At 30.3% G+C, this 17,601-nt stretch carries 18 protein-coding genes; 11 read left to right on the top strand and 7 right to left on the bottom strand.

The features are described from left to right. Positions 1-35 precede the first annotated feature (35 nt). The 5 genes from der to pflB are packed head-to-tail and all read left to right on the top strand — an operon-like array spanning position 36 to position 6,576. Positions 36-1,418, top strand: a complete 1,383-nt coding sequence (der, locus tag AJN58_RS01430; RefSeq protein ID WP_002861144.1) for a ribosome biogenesis GTPase Der — start codon at positions 36-38, stop codon at positions 1,416-1,418. Then, positions 1,405-1,902 (top strand): shikimate kinase, encoded by a 498-nt coding sequence (locus AJN58_RS01435; RefSeq protein ID WP_002861145.1) that lies wholly within the window; start codon positions 1,405-1,407, stop codon positions 1,900-1,902. The genes der and AJN58_RS01435 overlap by 14 nt, the downstream gene beginning before the upstream one ends. Further along, positions 1,899-2,858 carry a tryptophan--tRNA ligase gene (gene trpS, locus AJN58_RS01440; RefSeq protein ID WP_070233641.1) on the top strand — a complete coding sequence of 320 codons (960 nt, stop codon included), beginning with the start codon at positions 1,899-1,901 and terminating at the stop codon, positions 2,856-2,858. The genes AJN58_RS01435 and trpS overlap by 4 nt, the downstream gene beginning before the upstream one ends. Before the next feature lie 10 nt (positions 2,859-2,868). Next, positions 2,869-4,104 carry a serine--tRNA ligase gene (gene serS, locus AJN58_RS01445; protein ID WP_070233640.1) on the top strand — a complete coding sequence of 412 codons (1,236 nt, stop codon included), beginning with the start codon at positions 2,869-2,871 and terminating at the stop codon, positions 4,102-4,104. 9 nt (positions 4,105-4,113) lie between these two features. Then, positions 4,114-6,576 carry a motility protein PflB gene (gene pflB / locus AJN58_RS01450; RefSeq protein ID WP_070278293.1) on the top strand — a complete coding sequence of 821 codons (2,463 nt, stop codon included), beginning with the start codon at positions 4,114-4,116 and terminating at the stop codon, positions 6,574-6,576. Between the two features lie 30 nt (positions 6,577-6,606). Here the strand turns inward: pflB and AJN58_RS01455 are convergent, their stop codons facing one another. The 7 genes from AJN58_RS01455 to AJN58_RS01485 form a co-directional block, all read right to left on the bottom strand. Then, a complete protein-coding gene (locus AJN58_RS01455; RefSeq protein ID WP_070276415.1) occupies positions 6,607-7,242 on the bottom strand; it encodes a hypothetical protein in 636 nt (211 codons plus the stop codon). A gap of 97 nt (positions 7,243-7,339) precedes the next feature. Next, positions 7,340-8,782 carry a pyruvate kinase gene (pyk, locus tag AJN58_RS01460; RefSeq protein ID WP_070276417.1) on the bottom strand — a complete coding sequence of 481 codons (1,443 nt, stop codon included), beginning with the start codon at positions 8,780-8,782 and terminating at the stop codon, positions 7,340-7,342. Between the two features lie 48 nt (positions 8,783-8,830). Then, positions 8,831-10,177: an FAD-dependent oxidoreductase gene (locus AJN58_RS01465; protein WP_070276419.1), complete on the bottom strand. Its 1,347-nt coding sequence runs from the start codon at positions 10,175-10,177 to the stop codon at positions 8,831-8,833. Positions 10,178-10,295: 118 nt separating this feature from the next. Beyond that, positions 10,296-10,925, bottom strand: a complete 630-nt coding sequence (locus AJN58_RS01470; protein WP_070276421.1) for a type III pantothenate kinase — start codon at positions 10,923-10,925, stop codon at positions 10,296-10,298. Next, the gene (locus tag AJN58_RS01475) at positions 10,912-11,202 is read right to left on the bottom strand and encodes a hypothetical protein (RefSeq protein ID WP_002859475.1); all 291 of its coding nucleotides are present in this window, start codon (positions 11,200-11,202) and stop codon (positions 10,912-10,914) included. The genes AJN58_RS01470 and AJN58_RS01475 overlap by 14 nt, the downstream gene beginning before the upstream one ends. Next, the gene (locus AJN58_RS01480) at positions 11,199-12,197 is read right to left on the bottom strand and encodes a hypothetical protein (RefSeq protein ID WP_002869933.1); all 999 of its coding nucleotides are present in this window, start codon (positions 12,195-12,197) and stop codon (positions 11,199-11,201) included. The genes AJN58_RS01475 and AJN58_RS01480 overlap by 4 nt, the downstream gene beginning before the upstream one ends. Next, positions 12,194-12,772 (bottom strand): hypothetical protein, encoded by a 579-nt coding sequence (locus AJN58_RS01485; protein WP_002895444.1) that lies wholly within the window; start codon positions 12,770-12,772, stop codon positions 12,194-12,196. Before AJN58_RS01485 ends, AJN58_RS01480 begins: the two co-directional genes overlap by 4 nt. A gap of 143 nt (positions 12,773-12,915) precedes the next feature. Here AJN58_RS01485 and gatC point away from each other — a divergent pair, with 143 nt between their 5' ends. The 6 genes from gatC (at position 12,916) to AJN58_RS01515 (ending at position 17,595) form a co-directional block, all read left to right on the top strand. Next, positions 12,916-13,200, top strand: a complete 285-nt coding sequence (gatC, locus tag AJN58_RS01490; RefSeq protein ID WP_002858734.1) for an Asp-tRNA(Asn)/Glu-tRNA(Gln) amidotransferase subunit GatC — start codon at positions 12,916-12,918, stop codon at positions 13,198-13,200. Positions 13,201-13,267: 67 nt separating this feature from the next. Next, positions 13,268-13,831 (top strand): CvpA family protein, encoded by a 564-nt coding sequence (locus AJN58_RS01495; protein ID WP_070291922.1) that lies wholly within the window; start codon positions 13,268-13,270, stop codon positions 13,829-13,831. A 1-nt stretch (position 13,832) separates the two neighbouring features. Continuing rightward, positions 13,833-14,306 carry a Fur family transcriptional regulator gene (locus AJN58_RS01500; protein WP_002854230.1) on the top strand — a complete coding sequence of 158 codons (474 nt, stop codon included), beginning with the start codon at positions 13,833-13,835 and terminating at the stop codon, positions 14,304-14,306. Next, complete coding sequence (gene lysS / locus AJN58_RS01505; RefSeq protein WP_002869930.1) at positions 14,307-15,812, top strand: lysine--tRNA ligase; 1,506 nt, start codon at positions 14,307-14,309, stop codon at positions 15,810-15,812. Beyond that, positions 15,809-17,053, top strand: coding sequence for a serine hydroxymethyltransferase (locus AJN58_RS01510; protein WP_002870802.1), 1,245 nt, complete (start codon positions 15,809-15,811; stop codon positions 17,051-17,053). The genes lysS and AJN58_RS01510 overlap by 4 nt, the downstream gene beginning before the upstream one ends. Beyond that, positions 17,050-17,595: a DUF1882 domain-containing protein gene (locus AJN58_RS01515; protein WP_002870803.1), complete on the top strand. Its 546-nt coding sequence runs from the start codon at positions 17,050-17,052 to the stop codon at positions 17,593-17,595. The genes AJN58_RS01510 and AJN58_RS01515 overlap by 4 nt, the downstream gene beginning before the upstream one ends. Positions 17,596-17,601: the final 6 nt, after the last annotated feature.

Genomic DNA, 17,601 nt, shown 5'->3' on the forward strand with positions numbered 1-17,601 from the left:
ATATAATTTTAAAAATATAATTTTCTAGGAAAAAAATGCAAAGCATCATACTTATAGGCAAGCCAAATGTGGGAAAATCAAGTCTTTTTAATAGAATGGCAAGACAAAGAATAGCTATTACAAGTGATATTTCAGGCACAACTAGGGATACAAATAAAACAGAAATTCATATTCATTCAAAAAAAGCCATGCTTATTGATAGCGGGGGGCTTGATGAAAGTGATGAACTTTTTAAAAATGTGAAAAAAAACACTTTAAAAGTAGCTAAAGAAAGCGATATCATACTTTATCTAGTTGATGGGAAATTAGCGCCTGATGATGAGGATAGACAGTTTTTTTATTCTTTAAAAAAACTTGGAAAACCTATAGCCTTAGTGATTAATAAAGTAGATAATAAAAAAGATGAAGAAAGGGCTTGGGAGTTTGCAAATTTTGGCGTAAAGGAAATCTTTAATCTTTCAGTAACTCATAATGTAGGCTTAGATGAACTTTATGAATGGCTTGGAAAATTTTTACATGAAGAGTTTTTAATCCCCGATGAAGAAGAAAATTTAGAAGATTTTTTAGAGCATTATGAAGAAGGAAAAGAATTTCAATTTAAAGAAGTTGATCAAAATCATATCAGAGTGGGTATTGTAGGGCGTGTAAATGTTGGAAAATCAAGTCTTTTAAATGCTTTGGTTAAGCAAGAACGCAGTGTTGTAAGTTCTATCGCAGGAACTACTATAGATCCTGTTAATGAAAGTGTAGTTCATAAAGATAAAGTGATAGAATTTGTTGATACTGCAGGTATTAGAAAAAGGGGTAAAATTCAAGGACTAGAACGCTTTGCACTAAATCGCACGGAAAAAATTTTATCTCATTCTCAAATAGCACTTTTGGTTTTAGATGCGCATGAGGGCTTTAACGAGCTTGATGAACGCATTGCTGGGCTTGTGGCTAAGCATTATTTGGGTGTGATTATTGTTTTAAATAAATGGGATAAAAGTGAGATGGATTTTGATAAGACTGTAAAAGAATTGCGTCTTGATCGTTTTAAATTTCTAGCTTACGCACCCGTGATTAGTGTATCAGCTTTAAGTGGAAAAAGGGTGCATGTTTTACTCGATAAAATTTTGCAAATTTTTGAAAATTTTACTCAAAAAATCCAAACTTCTAAGCTTAATACCTTGATAGAAAATGCCACAAGAGCACATCCTTTGCCGCATGATTATGGGAAATTGGTTAAAATTTATTATGCAGTACAATATGACTTAGCACCGCCAAAAATTGCACTTATTATGAATCGTCCTAAGGCCTTGCATTTTAGCTACAAGCGTTATTTGCAAAATCAAATCAGAAAAGAATTTAATTTCGAAGGTGTGCCTTTAGTGATTGCTTCGCGTAAAAAGGGCAGTAAAGAAAATGATGAAAGTTAAAAATATCGTTTTTATAGGATTTATGGGTTCTGGAAAAAGCACTTTAGCAAGAGCTTTAGCTAAGGATTTAGATCTTGTTTTTTTAGATAGTGATTTTTTAATAGAACAAAAATTTAATCAAAAAGTCAGTGAAATTTTTGTGCAAAAAGGGGAGAATTTTTTTAGAGAACAAGAGCAAAAAATGGCTGATTTTTTTAGTTCTTGTGAGAAAACTTGTATTGCTACAGGTGGGGGCTTTGTTAATGTTTCAAATTTAGAAAAAGCAGGTTTTTGTATTTATTTAAAAGCAGATTTTGAATATTTAAAAAAGCGTTTAGATGAAAATGAAATTTCTAAAAGACCTTTATTTTATGATGAAATTAAAGCAAAAAAATTATATAATGAGCGTTTAAGCAAGTATGAACAAAAGGCAAATTTTGTTTTAAATATAGAAAATAAAAATATAGATGAGCTTTTAAGCGAGATTAAAAAGGTGATAAAATGAGAGTATTAACAGGCCTTCAGCCAAGTGGCGATTTGCATATAGGTAATTATTTTGGTGCGATTAAACAAATGGTAGATGCGCAAGAAAAAAGCCAAATGTTTATGTTTATTGCTAATTATCATGCCATGACTTCTTCTCAAGATGGAGAAAAAATTCAACAAAATTCCTTAAAAGCTGCTGCGGCTTTTTTAAGCCTTGGTATAGATCCACAAAAGAGCGTTTTTTGGTTGCAAAGTGATGTTAAGGAAGTTATGGAGCTTTATTGGATTTTATCGCAATTTACTCCTATGGGTTTATTAGAGCGTGCGCATAGTTATAAGGATAAAGTTGCTAAGGGGCTTAGTGCTTCACACGGACTTTTTTCTTATCCTGTTTTAATGGCGGCAGATATTTTGCTTTTTGATACACAAATTGTCCCTGTAGGAAAAGATCAAATCCAGCATGTTGAAATCGCACGCGATATTGCCTTAAAAGTTAATAATGAATGGGGTGAAATTTTTACCCTTCCAGAAGCGAGAGTTAATGAAGAAGTAGCTGTAGTTGTAGGCACTGATGGGGCAAAAATGAGTAAATCTTATCAAAATACTATAGATATTTTTAGCAGTGAAAAAACCTTAAAAAAACAAATTTCTTCCATAGTTACAGATAGTACCGCTTTAGAAGATCCAAAAGATCATGAAAACTGCAATGTTTTTAAAATCGCAAAGCTTTTTTTAGATGAAGCAGAGCAAAAAGAATTGCAAATACGCTATGAAAAAGGTGGCGAGGGTTATGGACATTTTAAAATGTATTTAAACGAGCTTGTAAATGTTTATTTTAAAGAAGCGAGAGAAAAATACAATGAGCTTTTAGAAAAGCCTTCACATTTAAAAGAAATTTTAGATTTTGGTGCAACCAAAGCAAGAAAAATCGCCCAAGAAAAAATGCAAAAAATTTATGAAAAAATCGGACTTTAAGGAGTAGAAAATGCTAGATTTAAAAAATTTGCAAAATAATTTTGATGAAGTGGCTAAAAAGTTAAAAAATAAAAAAGTTGATGAAAATATTTTAAAAAAACTTGCTGAACTGTTTGCAAGTTTAAAAAAAGAAAAAACAGCTTTAGAAGAATTTCAAGCTTTTCAAAATAAATTCAGCAAAGAGCTTGCTACAGCCGAAGATAAAGAAAATTTAAAAGCAAAATTAAGCGAAAATAAAAGCAAAATTAATGAGCAAAGCGCTAAAGTAAATGCTTTAGAAAATGAGCTTGAAGAAATCGCTCATGCCATCCCAAATATCCCTGATGAGTCTGTGCCTGTGGGTGAAGACGAAGATGAAAATGTGGAGCTTAAAAAAGTTTTAAATCCACCTAGCTTTGATTTTACTCCAAAAGAGCATTTTGAATTAGGAGAGAGTTTAAATTGGCTTGATTTTGTGCGTGGGGTGAAAATTTCACAAAGCCGTTTTTGTGTGCTTAAGAACGAAGGAGCTTTATTAAGCCGTGCTTTGGTAAATTATATGATAGATTTTAATAGAAGTCGTGGATTTGAATTTGTTAATGTACCTTTTTTGGTAAATGGTGCTACTATGTTTGGGACAGGTCAGTTGCCAAAATTTAAAGAAGATATGTATAAGGTAGATGATGAGGATTTGTATTTAATCTCAACTTCTGAAATTCCAGTAACCAATCTTTACAGCGGAGAAATTTTAGCTAGTGAAACTTTACCTATAAAAATGACTTGTTATAGCGCTTGTTTTAGAAAAGAAGCAGGCAGTGCAGGGCGTGATACAAGAGGTATTATAAGACAACACCAGTTTGAAAAAGTAGAGCTTGTAAGTATCACTAAACCTGAGCAAAGTGATAGCGTGTTTAATGAAATGCTTGAGTGTGCAAGTGATTTACTCAGTTCTTTAGGTTTAGCGCATAGACATTTGATGCTTTGCACTGGAGATTTGGGTTTTAGTGCGGCAAAAACTGTAGATCTTGAAGTGTGGCTTCCAGGACAAAATAAATATCGTGAGATCAGCTCGGTTTCAAATTGTCGTGATTTTCAAGCAAGACGCGCTAAAATTCGCTATAAAAACGAACAAGGAAAAAATGAACTCGTCCACACTCTTAATGGCTCATCTTTGGCAGTAGGAAGAACCTTGGTAGCGATTATGGAAAATTATCAAGACAAAGAAGGAAAAATTCATATTCCTGATGTTTTGAAAAAATATTTTTAAAGAGTATAGATGGCTGAACAAGAAGATATAATACTAGAAAAACCCGAAGATGGCTTAAATCAACCAAGACTTGATGAGAGTTTAGAGGGATTTAAAGGGCAAGAGGGGCAAGCTCCAGAAGATGAAGAATTTGCATCATTGCCAGAAGAATTACCTCAAGAAAATAGTGAAAGTGGTTTTAAATTTACAAGAGAAAGTGCGCCTGAAGATGTATCAACTTTTGAAGAAGTTGAAAGTCAAGAGCCTACGCCTTGGTATAAAGATCGTAAGTTTATGTCTCTTGTGGGTTTATCTTTGGGGATTATTTGTATTTTAGTTTTTACACTTTTTTATTTAACTTTTAGTGAAGGAAAAATTAAACCAGATATTATAGCTTCTAAGCCTTTAGAACAACCTGTTGTTATGCCTGATGAATCATATAAATACAATGATATGCAAAGAATTGATGGTATGATCCAAAAAGCAAATGCTTTATATTTAAAGGGTGAGGTTGAACAGGCTTTAAAAGTTTATGAGCAAGTTGCCGTATATAATGAATCTTTATCTAATTATAATTTAGGCGTTTCTCAAATGAATGAGAATAAATTCCAAGAAGCTTTTGAAAGCTTCAAGAAAGCTATAGCCAATGGAGAAAATCAAAGTGTAGCTGCTATCAATGCTGCTGTTTGTGCTTTAAAGCTTAATGATAAGGAAAAATTTAGATATTATATTGATTTAGCTCAAGTGTATCTTCCAAAAGAAGGAAAATCAAAATTATATGATTATTATTTAAGCTTGATTAATTATTACAAAGGATATTACCCTGAGGCCTTACAAATGTTGCAAAGAACAGATGTGGAGCCGTATTCTGATGTTGCAAAGTATTTGTCTGCTAAAATTTATGCAAAAATGGACTTTGATTCCAAGGCTATACAGCAATTAAATTCTCAAGGCAATTTTGAATCTAGTTTATCTTTAGGTCTTTTATATGCTAGAATAGGAGAATATGCTAAAGCTAAAGTCGCTTTAAGTACAGCGATGAAAATTGAAAGAGATTTTAATCAGAGTTTGGCGGCTTTGACATTGGTTGATATTAAAACAGGAAATTATCAAGATATGTTAGCACGCTTGCAAAATTCTTATGATAATGATAAAGATAGATATAAGATTTTAGATACTTATAAAATTCAAGTTCGTTTAAATAAGGATCTTTTTAATATAGCAGTTGCTCAAAATTCTTTTTCAAAAGATTTGTTGAAAAAACAAAAAGATCAATTCGATTTACTTTTTTATTTTGCACCTTATCAAGTGTTTGATAGTAAGCAGGCTGCTTTGTATATTAAAAAAGCTAATGTTACAGATTTCGTAGATGATAGTACTGATGCGGGAATTTATCTTAATGCAAGCAAAGCTCTTTCATCTACCAATGTAAAAATTGCCAATATTATTAACTATGCATTAAATCAGAAGTTACGCCTTGCTAACCAAGAATTTCAAAAACTTATCAAGGATTATCCAGAACATAGTATTTTACATTATAATTTGGCTTTAACCTATGCCCAAATGCAAAATTATGAACTTGCTTATAAGCATTTTTCAAGTTCATATCATCTTAATCCTAAAAATTACTTAGCAGGTGCTTTTGCTATGTTTTGTGCAAAATTAATTGATATTGATACAACTAAACTTTACAATGAAATTCTTGATAATATAGCTGCTGATTCTAATTTTAAAGCTAATATGCAAAAAAGTATGTTGTTTTTAGTTAATAATAATTATATTTCTATGCTTCCTTATTTAGATGAAACAAAAAAAGACACGCCTTTGAGTTTGATTTTTGAAGCTATTGTTGCTAAAAATAATAACCTTAATAATCAAGTAGATGTGAAAATTGCTAAATTGCGTTCAGAGTTGCCTGAAGATATTTTGACAAATATTTTGTATTTTAATTCTTTAAATTCAAATTTAAATATTAAAGAATATGCTCAAAATGCTCAAATTCATTTTAAAAATTTAAAACTTGATTATCGTAGTGTTTTTGGTGGGCCAAATATAGCTAGGGAATTTTATGTTAATTTAATGCATATTGCAGGGCTTTTAAATTTAGAAAGACAGAAATTTAAAGAGTTGATTAATGTTTCAGGAGCAAAAGATGAGGGTATTTTACAAACTTTAGCTTATTTGGATATTTTTGCACAGCAATACGAGGAGGCTTATGCGCTTTATAATTCTTTGATTGATGATTATGGAGCTAAAGATACTAAAACTTTATTTTTAGCAGCCGTAGCAGCCGTAGGTGCAAATAATCCAAATTCAGCTATAGCGCTTTTGCAGCTTTCTAAACTTACAGATAAAAATAACAAAGAGAGTAAAGCAGCTCTTGGTATGTTGTATCAAGAAGTAAAGAACTATGAAGCTGCGATATCTCAGTATAAAACTTTACCTAATAATTTTAAGAGTGAATTTTTTACTTTTGATATTAATAACAACTAAAAATGCTTAGAAATTTCTAAGCATTTTTAGTTAAGCTTGAAGATCTAGAGTTTTTCCGCCTAGTTCATCAATGCGATCGCTAACTTTTTTAAGTGCCGCATCTATTGTATTTTGACTGATTTGAGGAAGTTCTCCGCCCCACATTTTTTCTGCTTGCTCAAATCCTTTTTTCATACCTTCAAGACCTTTTTTCAATTTTTCAACATCGTCGCCACCGCCTTTAATAACAAAATCCGCGATGCGATTGGCTGTATTTTCCACTCCAAAAAAACCATTTTCACTTACAAGTTGTTGAAGTTCATCTGTATTCATATCAAGTGGATTTTTGCCACTGTAGCCTAAGGATGCAAAATCAATATTTGTAAGTATAGATTTCGCAGTATCTAAATTGGCACCATTTAAAAGACTATCTAGTCCAGTTTGGGCATTGCTCGAACCTATTACAGCATTCATTGTTTGCTGTTGAAATTGAACTAGGTAAATTTGTGTAATGCCCTTTCCACCAAGTGCATTTAATTTTTCAAGGGTATTTTTATCTACATCCTTGCTAGAATTAGCACTTTGAACATTTTTGTCTTTTGTGTTTTCCTTAGCATCATCTGCCTTCTTATTGCTAACTTGTGTTTGTGCCATGCTAGCGATATTTGAAAAAGTATTCACTTGCATATTTGCTCCTTTGTGTGAGGCTTTAATTTATATCGACTTTTGACTTAAAAAATTTATAAGAACATTAAATTCCTTATTTTCAAAGGAATTTAATGTTTTATTGTAGATAATAAGCAATTTGCTCTTTATTGAGAATGCGGATAAGATTGCTAGTACCTTCTACTCCTGTTGGAAAGCCTGCAGTTAGAAGATAGCATTTGTCTTCATCCATAAAACCTTTTTCAACACTTGATCTTACAGAGTCTTTTAATAATTCTGTAAGTTCATTACTCTTGTTAACCAAAATCGCAGGATTAACTCCCCAAACTATACTTAAAGAGTTTAAGGTTTTTTCAGAATGCCCTACTGCTATGATTTCTATATTTGGGCGATATCTTGCAATCTTAATAGCAGATTTTCCGCTACTTGTTAAAGAAAAAATAGCATCAGAGTTAAGATCTGTTGCAAGATGAGCTGAAGAACGCATGATTTTATCTGTATTGTCTAAATCATTAAAATCATTAAATTTGTTATATGGATAGCGTTTTTCTGTTTCTATTATAGTTTGGCACATTATATCAACAGCGTTTGCAGGATCTATACCAACGGCGCTTTCTTCACTTAGCATTACTGCATCTGTTCCATCTAAAACAGCATTTGCAACATCTGAAATTTCAGCTCTTGTGGCGGTTTTGCTTTTGGCTAATGAAAAAAGCATCTGAGTCGCAGTAATAACAGGCTTAGAGGCATTGTTTGCTTTTTGTATAATTTCTTTTTGGATATTAGGAACTTTATAATAAGGTACTTCAATACCTAAGTCTCCTCTTGCAACCATTATACCATCGCTAGATTTAATAATCTCATCAATATTTTCTACTGCATCAAATTTTTCAATTTTTGCAAAAATAGATATTTTTGCGTTATTTTGTGCTAAAATTTCACGAACTTCATCAATATCGTGCGCATTTTGCACGAAAGATATTGCTAAAAAATCTACTTCATTTTTTATACCCCAAAGTAAATCATTTTTATCTTTTTGTGTAATAACATCAATATTGATTTTAGTATTCGGAAAATTAATACCTTTATTTGAGTTTAAAAAACCATCATTTTCTATAATGGTTTCAATTTTTTGATTATCTATATTTAGTACTTTAGCACGAATTGATCCATCATACAGATAAATATATTCATCAATTTTTAACATATCTAAAATGGATTTTTGATTGATACTGATTTTATAATGATTTTGAGCAATCTTCTCCCCTAAAATTGTTTCACGATAAAAATCAAGTCTATCACCCTTTTTTAATTCAAATGGTTCTTTAAGTTCACCTGTACGAATTTTAGGACCACTAATGTCTTGTAAAATTCCAATACGAGTATGCAATTCTTTAGCTACTCTTCTTATGGTATCTAAGTTTTTTTTATGATACTCATGTGTTCCATGAGAAAAGTTTAAACGGAAAACATTTACACCATTGATAATCATTTGGCGTAGAATTTCTTCCTTTTCACTTGCTGGACCTACTGTGGCTACAATTTTTGTTTTTTTAAGCATGGTAAACTCCTTTTGAAATTATTGTAGCTAAAAATAGAAACAAAATGATTACAATAATTCTGAAGAAAATTTATCTTCGTTAAATTCCATTCCTAGGTAATTACATACAAGCTTTGCATCTCTTTCAGCATTTCCTAGACAACTTGTTGCTCCAGGACTTGGAGTCATATTGAAAATAATACCAGGGGTTTCTGTGATGCTTGCTTCACCTAGCATTAATTCTCCTTTAGTTTTATCAATAACTTGTGGTCTTACGCCTCCAAAACCTTTTGCATAATAAATATCGCTTGCTTTAAGACTTGGGACTATTTTTTTGGCATCTTTAACAAATAAGCTTTTATCAATAAAAGGTAGTTCAAAAAGATAATTATAAAAGATGTAATTTCTAATTGTTGCATCTTTAAACATATTAAAAGTTACTTTTAAAACAGTTTTATCAAGTTTTAGTGCTTCAAAAAATTCTGGAACTGATTTTAGACCATGATAACGTTCTAGTTTTGGAATAACAAGTGCAGTAGGTCCAAAGCGAGTGTTCATATTAGCAAGTAAATCAGGATCTCCATGAAGAGCTGCAAATGGAAGTTTAGGATTTTGCACCATATAAACCTTGCCATTTAAAAGTTTTTGTTTGGTTAAATAAAAACTTCCTGCAACAGGCCAACAAGACTTATCCATACCTAAGTTCATTTTATGTGCTAAATATAAAGAGTGCGCTCCAGCATTGACAACTACGCTTTTGGCATGGTATTCTTGATGATTTGAGGTTTTTAATATAAAAATATCATCCTTTTTTTCTATGTGAATAATTTCTTGATTAAAGGCAACGAAAGTATTTTTATTTTGTTTTTGGGCTTGTTCTATTAGATTTATACTCATTTTCCCAAAATCTACAGTTGTAAAAACCTCGCCGCTTTCAACACCCATGGCGCAGATATTTTCAGGTCTATCTTGATTGCAATCTTCTCCTAAAACAACCTTGGGTTCAATTTGTTTGATTTTTGCTTTATCGAAAAATTTTATATAAGGATAAAGTTCTTTAAATTCTTCATAGCGTTTTTTCATATAATCACATTCTATATCTCCAACAGCTAGAGCCATTTTTTGATGAGAAAACATGAAATTATTTTGCGCATTTTGCATGAGTCCATATTTAACTATCATATCAGCTGTTCTTTTTACTTTTCGCGCTTTTTCTAAAGTATAATTGGTTTCAATATCTCCACAATGAATGGTTTGAGAATTACTCGTTCCCTTAGAATTTAATGTTGCAGCTGTATTATATTTTTCTATCAAAGCAATATTTTTAATATTTGTATATCTTGCAAGCTCGTAAAATAATGCTGCTCCTGAAATTCCAGCTCCGATGACAAGCACATCAAATTCTTGTTGGCTCATTGTTTTTCCTTTTTTTATTTTAATAAACTTTTTTCTAAATAGAAGTTTAATTGAATTTGTTTTACAAAAAGTTAAATTTCATTAAGGTTTGATATCAATGAGAATTTTTGTAACATTTTTAATAAAGTAAATTGGGATTTTCTTTTATAATCTTTTTCATTCCTCGAAAGATTAAAAGTTTATCATAAATTGCGTGATCGAAATAATTTGCTAAAAATTGCCCATCTCCACCAGTGAAATAAAGCTTTTTATTTTGAGCGGTATCTTTTATCAGTAGGTAAATTCCTTTAAAAACACCATAACTTAAAGCATCCATGGTTTTTTGTGGGAATGCATCAAGACTAACTTGAGTGTTAAATTCACTTTTTAATCGTGGTGAAATATGGCTATAAATTTTTTTATAATTTGCAATACCTGGCAAGATAAAACCACCAAGATGTATAGAATTAGAAATAATATCAATTGTAATAGCACTACCTGCATCTACAACAACTCCATCTTCAATAGTATAACAAGCTGCTATGCGATCGATTCCTAATCCTTGATAAATTGTATCAAATAAAAAATAAGGTTCAAGATTGATAAATTTTTTTTGATTTTTTAAATGTTCTTTGAGATGTTCATTGACATTGATATAAAAAATTTTTTGTTCATTTTTAAATTCTAAAAACTGATCTATACTAAGAGTAAAATATTTGTTATCATCTAGGAAATTAGCATTTGAATTCCCAATATCACAGAGCAACATAGATATTAAATCCTTTCATTTCTAGATGATTTTTTGCTTTAGAGCAAAGAGAAGCCATACTAAAAAAATATTTGTTATTTATGTTAATTTGCTGTGCTAGATTTTCTAAAAATAAGGCATCTTTCATTAAAAATTTTGTTTTTCCTGTATACATAAAAAGAATGTTATTTTGATCTTTAGCACAAATATAACTTTTTTTTCTAGTCAACATACTTAAGTCATAGGGCTTTAAATTTAATTTTAAAGACTTTATTGTTTGTTCTAAAATTTTTATCATAGCAAATCTAAAATTTTATCTCCGTAGTAAAATTTACCATTCCCCATGAAAGAAATTTTATCAACAGCTTCTGAAAGTTTAAATACTTGTGTATTATCTAAATTTAGATTCATTTTGATAAGATAGCCTGTTTTTTCAAAAATGTATAAATAATTATTGTATATATTGCTTTTTACAAAAATAGCAAATTCAAATTTTTTTTCTGCAATTTTTCTTAAGTTATAATCAGTTTTAATAATAGTGCCATCTTTTTCTAGTATAAAAATACCATCATCACTAAGTGCAACATCTTTTATGTCAGCGTCAAGATAAAGAGTTCTAGCAGGGCTTACAACAATGATTTTTTTAGCTGTTGCTGCTATAAGTTTATCTCCGATTACACTTAGATGGATTACATTGTTGAAAAAATTTTCTGCTGAAATAACCACATCTTTAATGACTTGAAGATTGTTTCTTGAAAGAATTAAAATTTTGCCATCTAGCGTTGGATATACGATGATATTGTCTAAAAATATAGGATTAGCGGTACGACTGTCTTGAGCTGGAGCTGAGGTTAGGGTTTGACTAAATTTAATACCCAAAGAACGATTTGCAAGAACTATAGTATTGTTTGCAAGTACAAGGGCTAAATCATCTCCATTAGAAGCTACTCCTACAACACTAGCGTCAAATTGAAAATTATAAATTTCATTATAAGAATTGTCAAAAATTTTTAAATTTCCATTATTATCTGCAGTAAAATATTCCCCATCTTGATAAGCTAGAAGCATATAATTTTTAGGAAGTTTAAACTTGTCTATGGAGATATTATTTTTTAAGATAGCTGTATTATTGCTAAGTTTTGCAGAAACTAGATTCCAATCAACGATTTTACTTTTTAAATTGCTATTATGACTTAAATCTCCATCGGTTTGTTTTGGTTCAAAATATTGTCTTTTGGTGCCACAAGCACATAGAAATATTAAACAAAATAGTGTTAAAAATATTTTTTTCATTGTGTAATGCCTTGATAATGTTTGAGGTTTTTAGCTATTTGATTTAAACTTGAATTTTCTTTTATCCGAGAAAGTAAAACATTAGCTTCTTCGATTTTATTTTGCTCTAAAAGTTTGTAAGCTTCTAATAATTTATCATAATTTTTTAAAAATATTGATTTATCTCCTAAAGATAATGCAATAATATTTTTAAGTAAAGTGTTTGTTTGAGCATTATTATAAATTTGTTTTAGTTCATTTTGAAAGGCTGTATTATTAAGATCATTAATATTTTCTTTTAGTAAAAAGATAGTGTAAAGATTAGTATTTTTATTTTTAAGTTGTTCTAAAAGATTTTTATTGCTAGGATCTTGTATTAGATTGGCATAAATTTCATTTGCTTCTTTTGTTTTATAATCGTTTATTTTTGAGATTATAAAATTTCCAGCAAACCAAGCAACTAAAATTATCACAACAGCAGATATATAAAATTTATACTTGCGTATAAATCTCTCTCCTTTGATAAAATTTTCTATAAATCGTTCTTCTGTGTTAAGTTCATTTTTAACAGCTTTTAAATTATCTTTTAGTCCCAAAATTTATCCTTGAAAAAATATTTTTATTTTTGTATAGAAAAATTATGATATTGTATCATATAAATTGCAAAATATCCTAAACAATTTAAAGCTTTTTATGATATAATTTTCAAAATTTTAACTTTTTTATTAAGGTTTAAGAAATGCAAATAGATGAGAAATTATTAAGCAAGCTTGAAAAATTAAGTGCTTTACAAATAACAAAAAACAGAAATGAAACTATTGCACAGTTAAGTGAAATTGTGAATTTTGTTGAAAAATTAAACGAACTTGATTTAGATTCCCAAGAGATTACTGTGAGTACTATAAAAGGTGGAGCTCCTTTGAGGATTGATGAGATAAGAAATAGCAATGTTATTGATGAGGTTTTAGATTGTGCTCCAAAAAAACAAGAACATTTTTTTGTTGTTCCTAAAATCATAGAATGATTAACTTAGTATTTAGTGCTTATTTGTAGAATAAATTTAAAACAAAAAAAATCAGAGAGTGATTGAAATGAATTTTTATTGGTTTGATGCTTTTATTTTAGGATTTACCTTGCTTTTAGGGCTTAAGGGTATTATCAATGGTTTGATAAAAGAAATTTTTGGACTTTTGGGTATTATTGGTGGTGTTTTTATTGCTTCAAAATATGCAACTCAAGCAGCTGAATTTATACAAAGTACTTTTTATAAGATAGAAAATCAAAGCTTAGCTGGATTTGCTGGATTTTTAGCCATATTAATTATTTTTTGGATAGTTTGTTTATTGGTGGGTAATTTTCTTTCTAGGTTGATTAAATTAAGTGGCCTAGGTTTTTTAGATCGTATTGGTGGCTTTATATTTGGTGGAGCAAAAATCTTTTTAATTTTTGCAATTTTAGTTTTTTGTGTGGCAAGAATTGATTTTTTAAATGATAAATTAGATAATTTTGTTAAAAATAGCTATACTTTAAATTTACTTAAAGAAACGGGATCTTTTATTATGAATCAACCTTTAACAGAAAATAGTCTAGATCATGCTAGTGAAAAGTTGCAAGATATTGTAAGTGATTTAAACAATACTCAAAAAGGGGAGTGATATGCTGATAGAAAATGTGGAATATGATGTTTTACTTGAGAGATTTAAAAAAATATTAAGACAAGGCGGACTTAAATATACCAAGCAAAGAGAAGTACTTTTAAAAACTCTTTATCACAGTGATACTCATTACACACCCGAAAGTTTATATATGGAAATCAAACAAGCTGAACCTGATTTAAATGTAGGAATTGCAACTGTTTATCGTACTTTAAATTTACTTGAAGAAGCAGAAATGGTAACTTCCATTTCTTTTGGTTCAGCAGGTAAAAAATATGAGCTTGCTAATAAACCTCACCATGATCATATGATATGTAAAAATTGCGGAAAAATTATAGAGTTTGAAAATCCTATTATAGAAAGACAGCAAGCCTTGATTGCAAAAGAACATGGTTTTAAACTTACAGGGCATTTGATGCAGCTTTATGGTGTTTGTGGTGATTGTAATAATCAAAAAGCAAAGGTAAAAATATAAATGTTTGATAATATTTTAGAGCAGCAAAGAATAGAAAAAGCTAAAGAGTTAAAAAAATTAGGGATTAATCCTTATCCTCATTTTTTAGAAAAGGAAATGTCTTTAAAGACTTTTAAGGATAAATTTTCTTATATTTTAGAGCAAGTTGAAAAAAGAGATGAAAGTGTCAATGCTGTTGTTGCAGGACGTTTGAAACTTTTGCGTATAGCTGGGAAATCAATTTTTGCAAACATTGAAGATGAGGATACAAATTTACAAATTTATTTTAGTAAAGATAGCGTAGGCGAAGAGCTTTATACGATTTTAAAAAAGAATTTAGAGGTGGGTGATATTGTTTTGGTTAAAGGTTTTCCTTTTGTAACTAAAACAGGTGAATTTAGTTTGCATGCAAGCGAAGTAAAACTCGCTACAAAAGCTATTGTTCCTTTACCTGAAAAATATCATGGATTAACAGATATTGAGCAAAGATATCGTAAACGTTATGTTGATATGATAATGAATGTCGAAGTTAGAAAAGATTTTTTAGTGCGTTCTAAAGTGGTGAGTTTAATCCGTCATTTTTTTGAAAATAAAGGCTTTTTAGAAGTAGAAACTCCTATGATGCATCCGATTGCAGGTGGAGCAAACGCTAAGCCTTTTGTAACTTTTCATAATTCTTTAGGCGTAGAAAGATTTTTAAGAATTGCTCCAGAACTTTATCTTAAAAGACTTATAGTAGGTGGTTTTGAGGCGGTTTTTGAAATCAATCGTTGTTTTAGAAACGAAGGTATGGATTTAACTCATAATCCCGAATTTACAACTATAGAATTTTATTGGGCCTATCATAATTATAAAGATTTAATGGATTTAACCGAAGAACTTTTTGCTTTACTTTTGGATAAACTTAATTTAGGAAAAACAATAGAATTTGATGGAAAAATGATAAATTTTTCCAAACCTTTTGAAAGAATAACCTATAAAGACGCACTTTGTAAGTATGGTGGTTTAGATAGGGATTTAATCGAAGATAAGGAAAAAATTCTTACTAAATTAAAAGCAGATGGTTTTGAAGCGAATGAAAAGCTTGAACTTGGACATTTGCAAGCTGAACTTTTTGACAATTATGTGGAAGAAAAATTGATCAATCCTACTTTTGTGATTGATTTTCCTATTTCCATAAGTCCTTTATCAAGACGTAGCGATGAGGATTCTCAGATTGCTGAGAGATTTGAGTTGTTTATTTGCGGAAGAGAATTGGCAAATGGTTTTAATGAGCTTAATGATCCTCTTGATCAATATGAGAGATTTTTAAAACAAATTGAAGCTAAAAATGCAGGCGATGAAGAGGCTTGTGAAATGGATGAAGATTTTGTAAATGCTTTGGGTTATGGAATGCCTCCAACGGCAGGGCAGGGCATAGGTATAGATAGACTTGTTATGCTTTTGACAAATAAAAAATCCATTCGTGATGTGATATTGTTTCCTGCAATGCGTCCATTAAAATCAGAACTAAAGGAGAAAGAATGAGTTTAGAAATGTTTGATAAAGAAATTTTTGATTTAACAAACAAAGAGTTAGAGCGTCAATGCGAAGGTCTTGAAATGATAGCGAGTGAAAATTTCACTTTACCTGAAGTAATGGAAGTTATGGGAAGTATCTTGACGAACAAATACGCAGAAGGTTATCCGGGTAAAAGATATTATGGTGGTTGTGAATTTGTTGATGAGATTGAAACTCTAGCCATTGAAAGATGTAAAAAACTTTTTAATTGTAAATTTGCTAATGTTCAGCCTAATTCGGGTTCTCAAGCTAATCAAGGTGTTTATGCGGCTTTGATTAATCCAGGTGATAAAATTTTAGGAATGGATTTAAGTCATGGTGGACATTTAACTCATGGCGCAAAAGTAAGTTCTTCAGGTAAAATGTACGAAAGTTGTTTTTACGGTGTAGAACTTGATGGAAGAATTGATTATGAAAAAGTAAGAGAAATTGCTAAAAAAGAAAAGCCAAAACTTATAGTTTGTGGAGCTAGTGCTTATGCAAGAGTGATTGATTTTGCTAAATTTAGAGAAATTGCCGATGAAATAGGTGCTTATCTTTTTGCTGACATAGCTCATATTGCAGGCCTTGTTGTAGCAGGCGAACATCCAAGTCCTTTTCCGCACGCTCATGTAGTGAGCTCAACTACACATAAAACTTTGCGTGGTCCAAGAGGTGGTATTATTATGGCAAATGATGAAGAGCTTGCTAAAAAAATTAATTCTGCGATTTTTCCAGGTATTCAAGGTGGTCCTTTGATGCATGTAATTGCTGCAAAAGCAGTAGGATTTAAATTTAATCTTAGCGATGAGTGGAAAGTTTATGCAAAACAAGTAAGAACCAATGCTCAGGTTTTAGCTAATGTTTTAATGGATAGAAAATTTAAACTTGTTAGCGATGGAACAGATAATCACCTTGTTTTAATGAGTTTTTTAGATCGTGAATTTAGTGGAAAAGATGCAGATTTAGCTCTTGGAAATGCAGGTATTACTGCAAATAAAAATACCGTTCCAGGAGAGATTAGAAGTCCTTTTATCACAAGTGGATTAAGACTCGGAACTCCAGCCCTTACTGCCAGAGGTTTTAAAGAAAAAGAAATGGAAACTGTGTCAAATTATATTGCAGATATTTTAGATGATATTAATAATGAAAAATTACAAGAGAATATTAAACAAGAATTAAAAAAACTTGCAAGTAATTTTATTATTTATGAAAGGGCTATGTTTTGATTTCACCAATGGATATGTCGCTAATTAAAATAATTGGCGATCATTATTATATAAGACGCGATAAAATTGTAAATAAAACTACACATAGAGGTCGCTTATTTTTTGATAAATTTGAAAGAGTTGATGCTCCTTTAAATTTAAATGTCATGAGAGAACACGCTGCTAAAAAAATTGTTGTCGCTCATGATTTAATAACAAAAGATAATAAAGTAGAAAATATTGTCTTTGATTATAATGGTTTTAATGCTGAAAGATTTTATCACCGTGCACAACTTATTTTAAGAGAAGAAGGTTTTATAAATTTCACAGCCTATAAGACTAAAACTCCAGGACATTTACATCTTTATATTCACAAAGGACACACGGCGTTAAACGAAGGTTATTCTTTAGCGTCTAAACTTTCAATGATGTTTGCAAGTAAAATGCCAGTAGAATGGAAGGTGTTTCCTAGTATGGATGTACCTAGAGAATTTAATATTTTAATATTGCCTTATGAGGTTTATCAAAAAGAACGAGGAAGTTCTTGGTCTAAGCACATGTAAGAAAGG

The sequence above is a fragment of the Campylobacter sp. BCW_4321 genome, assembly GCF_001763075.1.
GTDB lineage: Bacteria > Campylobacterota > Campylobacteria > Campylobacterales > Campylobacteraceae > Campylobacter_D > Campylobacter_D jejuni.

What these genes read in the sequence shown, in the direction of transcription:
- der (WP_002861144.1), top strand. Translation starts at nt 36, where the DNA reads ATGCAAAGCATCATACTTATAGGCAAGCCAAATGTGGGAAAATCAAGT.
- AJN58_RS01435 (WP_002861145.1), top strand. Translation starts at nt 1,405, where the DNA reads ATGATGAAAGTTAAAAATATCGTTTTTATAGGATTTATGGGTTCTGGA.
- trpS (WP_070233641.1), top strand. Translation starts at nt 1,899, where the DNA reads ATGAGAGTATTAACAGGCCTTCAGCCAAGTGGCGATTTGCATATAGGT.
- serS (WP_070233640.1), top strand. Translation starts at nt 2,869, where the DNA reads ATGCTAGATTTAAAAAATTTGCAAAATAATTTTGATGAAGTGGCTAAA.
- pflB (WP_070278293.1), top strand. Translation starts at nt 4,114, where the DNA reads ATGGCTGAACAAGAAGATATAATACTAGAAAAACCCGAAGATGGCTTA.
- AJN58_RS01455 (WP_070276415.1), bottom strand. Translation starts at nt 7,242, where the DNA reads ATGCAAGTGAATACTTTTTCAAATATCGCTAGCATGGCACAAACACAA.
- pyk (WP_070276417.1), bottom strand. Translation starts at nt 8,782, where the DNA reads ATGCTTAAAAAAACAAAAATTGTAGCCACAGTAGGTCCAGCAAGTGAA.
- AJN58_RS01465 (WP_070276419.1), bottom strand. Translation starts at nt 10,177, where the DNA reads ATGAGCCAACAAGAATTTGATGTGCTTGTCATCGGAGCTGGAATTTCA.
- AJN58_RS01470 (WP_070276421.1), bottom strand. Translation starts at nt 10,925, where the DNA reads ATGTTGCTCTGTGATATTGGGAATTCAAATGCTAATTTCCTAGATGAT.
- AJN58_RS01475 (WP_002859475.1), bottom strand. Translation starts at nt 11,202, where the DNA reads ATGATAAAAATTTTAGAACAAACAATAAAGTCTTTAAAATTAAATTTA.
- AJN58_RS01480 (WP_002869933.1), bottom strand. Translation starts at nt 12,197, where the DNA reads ATGAAAAAAATATTTTTAACACTATTTTGTTTAATATTTCTATGTGCT.
- gatC (WP_002858734.1), top strand. Translation starts at nt 12,916, where the DNA reads ATGCAAATAGATGAGAAATTATTAAGCAAGCTTGAAAAATTAAGTGCT.
- AJN58_RS01495 (WP_070291922.1), top strand. Translation starts at nt 13,268, where the DNA reads ATGAATTTTTATTGGTTTGATGCTTTTATTTTAGGATTTACCTTGCTT.
- AJN58_RS01500 (WP_002854230.1), top strand. Translation starts at nt 13,833, where the DNA reads ATGCTGATAGAAAATGTGGAATATGATGTTTTACTTGAGAGATTTAAA.
- lysS (WP_002869930.1), top strand. Translation starts at nt 14,307, where the DNA reads ATGTTTGATAATATTTTAGAGCAGCAAAGAATAGAAAAAGCTAAAGAG.
- AJN58_RS01510 (WP_002870802.1), top strand. Translation starts at nt 15,809, where the DNA reads ATGAGTTTAGAAATGTTTGATAAAGAAATTTTTGATTTAACAAACAAA.